The following is a 2,550-nucleotide window of genomic DNA, read 5'->3' on the forward strand; positions in this document are numbered from 1 at the left end:
CCGCGTTTCCAGGGTGGGTTCCTCGGCAAGGGAAGCTCGGTCGGATTGCGCAAGAACGAACCGGAGCTGAAGGCGAAATTCAACGCCGCCATCGATGCTGCAAAGGCAGATGGCACGATCAAGGCGCTGTCGCAGAAGTGGTTCGGCTTCGACGTCACGCCGCTTTAAACCAGCAAGAATACGTATAGCGCGCTGCCATTTTCCCGCTGGGTCATGGCAGCGCGCGTGCATGCGTTCTAGCCGTTGCTGCCGCTCGCGAGCCGCTTGCGGTATTCCGGCACGGGCATTCCGCCCCAGCCCCAGTTTTCCAGTTCAACCTCCTCGATGACAACGAACGTTGCCTCAAGCGGCTTGTGCAGGACATCGAGAAGGAGGTGGCTGACGCCGGAGATAAGGGCCGCCTTCTCCTCGGGGGTCACCCGATCGCGTCCAGGGCCGGACCCTTCGCGCGTGACTTGGATCGTGACAATGGGCATGACAACCTCCTCTAATGGCCAGCGCTCTGGCCGCCGTCGACATGGAGGATTTCGCCGGTAACGAAGCTGGCGGACTCAAGATAGAGCACGGCCTCGACGATATCGCGAATTTCGCCCATGCGTTTGACCGGATGGAGGCCCGCGAGAAACTCGTGGGTCTCGGCAGGATGCATCGGGGTAGTGATGATGCCGGGTGAGACTGCATTCACCCTGATGCCCCTTGTAGCATATTCTATCGCAAGTGACTTGGTGGCTGAATTGATGCCGCCCTTGGTAAGGTTGGCAAGGACCGAGGGCACTCCGGCAACCGGGTTATCGGTCAGGCTCGTCGTGATGCTGACGATGTGCCCCGATCCCTGGCTGAGCATCTGTGCCGCCGCGCGCTGCGTGATATGGAAAAAGCCGGCGACGTTCGTTGCAATCTTCGACGCGAAGTCCTCGGCGGTATATTCGGTAAAGGGCTTGGCAATGAAGATGCCGGCATTGTTGACGAGTGTATCGATCCGGCCAAAGCGCGCCACAGCTTCGCGCACGACCTTCTCGGCCGTAGCAGGATCGCTGATGTCGCCGGCAATGGCGAGAATATCGGGATCGCTGCTTGGCCTGATCGAGCGGGACGTTGCCACAACCCGGTAGTTGCGATCCCTGAAAGCCTTCACCAGACCGGCACCAATGCCCTGCGATCCGCCGGTAACGATCGCTACTTTTCGTTCAGTACTCATCCTAGACCTCGATGTTGCTCCCGGCTTGCGAAATTGCCGCCGGCCGTCCGCCTTGGGACACGCCGCGAAAATAGCCTCATGCGTAGATCGAATGAATATCCGTTGATCGGCAGGTATTGTTCCGCAAAGTGGAATAATCTATCCTGAGATCAGCCGTTTTCGCCGGTGGTTGTCAGCGGCTTTGCCGGAGCGTGTGGTCGCGGCTTCACCAGGTACCGCATTGGGGAGAACGAAGATGGACCGTATCGATGTGATGAAGGTCTTCATTGCAGCCATCGACGCCGGCAGCCTTGCCGGCGCGGGACGCGTGCTTGGTCGCTCACCAGCGGCCGTGAGCCGGGCCATAGCCTTCCTTGAGCATTACGTGGGCGCTGAACTCCTTTACCGCACCACGCGCTCGATCAAGCTTAGCGAGGCGGGTGAGCGGTACGCGGCCGCTTGCCGGCGGGTCCTCGTTGACCTGGAGGAAGCTGATCTGACGGTTGCCGGCGAACGGACAGCACCGCGCGGCACCCTCACGCTGACAGCCCCACCCATCAGCGGCGAAGAAATTCTGCGCCCGATCGTTGATGCCTATCTTGAAGCCTTTCCGGCCGTCTCGGTGAAGATGGTGCTCCTCGACCGCCACGCTAACCTCGTCGAGGAAGGCATTGATATTGCCTTACGTGTCGCCGACCTGCCAGATTCCTCGATGGTCGCTGTCCGGGTTGGTGGCGATGTAAAGCGGGTCGTCGTTGCTTCGCCGCGCTACCTTGCCAGACATCCGCGCATCGTCGAGCCGGCCGATCTTGCCAGGCACCAGATTGTCACCACGACACACTTCGGCCAAGATGCCTGGGTCTTCCCGCCGGCGGCAGGCAGTTCGATCGCACGCTCGGTCCATCTCAAGCCGCGGCTCGTCGTCAATAGTGTCCGCGCTGCGCTCGCATCCGCCATCGACGGCCACGGCGTCACCCGGCTCTACACCTACCACGTGGCCGAGAGCGTGGAGAGCGGATTGCTCGAGATTTTACTGCGCAATGCCGAGTCGGCGCCTTTGCCAGTTCACCTCGTGACACCCCACGGACGCCTTTCCGTGCCGAAGGTGCGCGCGTTCGTCGACTTTGCCGTCCCGCGCTTGCGCGCGGCCTTTGCAAGGTTGTCGGCGCAAGCAGGTTCGCTGGGGTGAAGAATGTGCGGGTTGATCAGAGAGCGCCGCTTGTCACGCAACGCCTTGCCCGGTGGCCCCCGAACGGCGGTATGAAGGACGCACGCCTCCAACCACCTCGCATCGGCGCCATCTTGCGAGCTGTGAGCTACTCTTTTCTAAGAAAGCCATCGTTCGACCTTCAACAAGGCGGGCCCAGACCGGG

Annotated in this window: 4 protein-coding genes; 2 read left to right on the forward strand and 2 right to left on the reverse strand. The window is 61.3% G+C overall.

Features of this window, described 5'->3' with window-relative positions:
• On the forward strand, positions 1-168 hold a 168-nt coding region (locus AAAB35_RS18420; RefSeq protein WP_340669731.1), incomplete at its 5' end, for a transporter substrate-binding domain-containing protein.
• A gap of 68 nt (positions 169-236) precedes the next feature.
• Here AAAB35_RS18420 and AAAB35_RS18425 read toward each other — a convergent pair.
• Positions 237-476, reverse strand: coding sequence for a 4-oxalocrotonate tautomerase family protein (locus tag AAAB35_RS18425; RefSeq protein ID WP_340669728.1), 240 nt, complete (start codon positions 474-476; stop codon positions 237-239).
• Positions 477-487: 11 nt separating this feature from the next.
• On the reverse strand, positions 488-1,198 hold the full coding sequence (locus tag AAAB35_RS18430) for an SDR family oxidoreductase (RefSeq protein ID WP_340669729.1): 711 nt from the start codon (positions 1,196-1,198) through the stop codon (positions 488-490).
• Positions 1,199-1,433: 235 nt separating this feature from the next.
• Here AAAB35_RS18430 and AAAB35_RS18435 point away from each other — a divergent pair, with 235 nt between their 5' ends.
• Positions 1,434-2,366, forward strand: coding sequence for a LysR family transcriptional regulator (locus AAAB35_RS18435; protein WP_340669730.1), 933 nt, complete (start codon positions 1,434-1,436; stop codon positions 2,364-2,366).
• Positions 2,367-2,550: the final 184 nt, after the last annotated feature.

Origin of the sequence: Phyllobacterium sp. (assembly GCF_037994425.1) — a bacterium.
Lineage (GTDB): Bacteria > Pseudomonadota > Alphaproteobacteria > Rhizobiales > Rhizobiaceae > Phyllobacterium.

Excerpts from the sequence above, each read along its gene's own strand:
- AAAB35_RS18425 (WP_340669728.1), bottom strand. The coding sequence starts at position 476 with ATGCCCATTGTCACGATCCAAGTCACGCGCGAAGGGTCCGGCCCTGGA.
- AAAB35_RS18430 (WP_340669729.1), bottom strand. The coding sequence starts at position 1,198 with ATGAGTACTGAACGAAAAGTAGCGATCGTTACCGGCGGATCGCAGGGC.
- AAAB35_RS18435 (WP_340669730.1), top strand. The coding sequence starts at position 1,434 with ATGGACCGTATCGATGTGATGAAGGTCTTCATTGCAGCCATCGACGCC.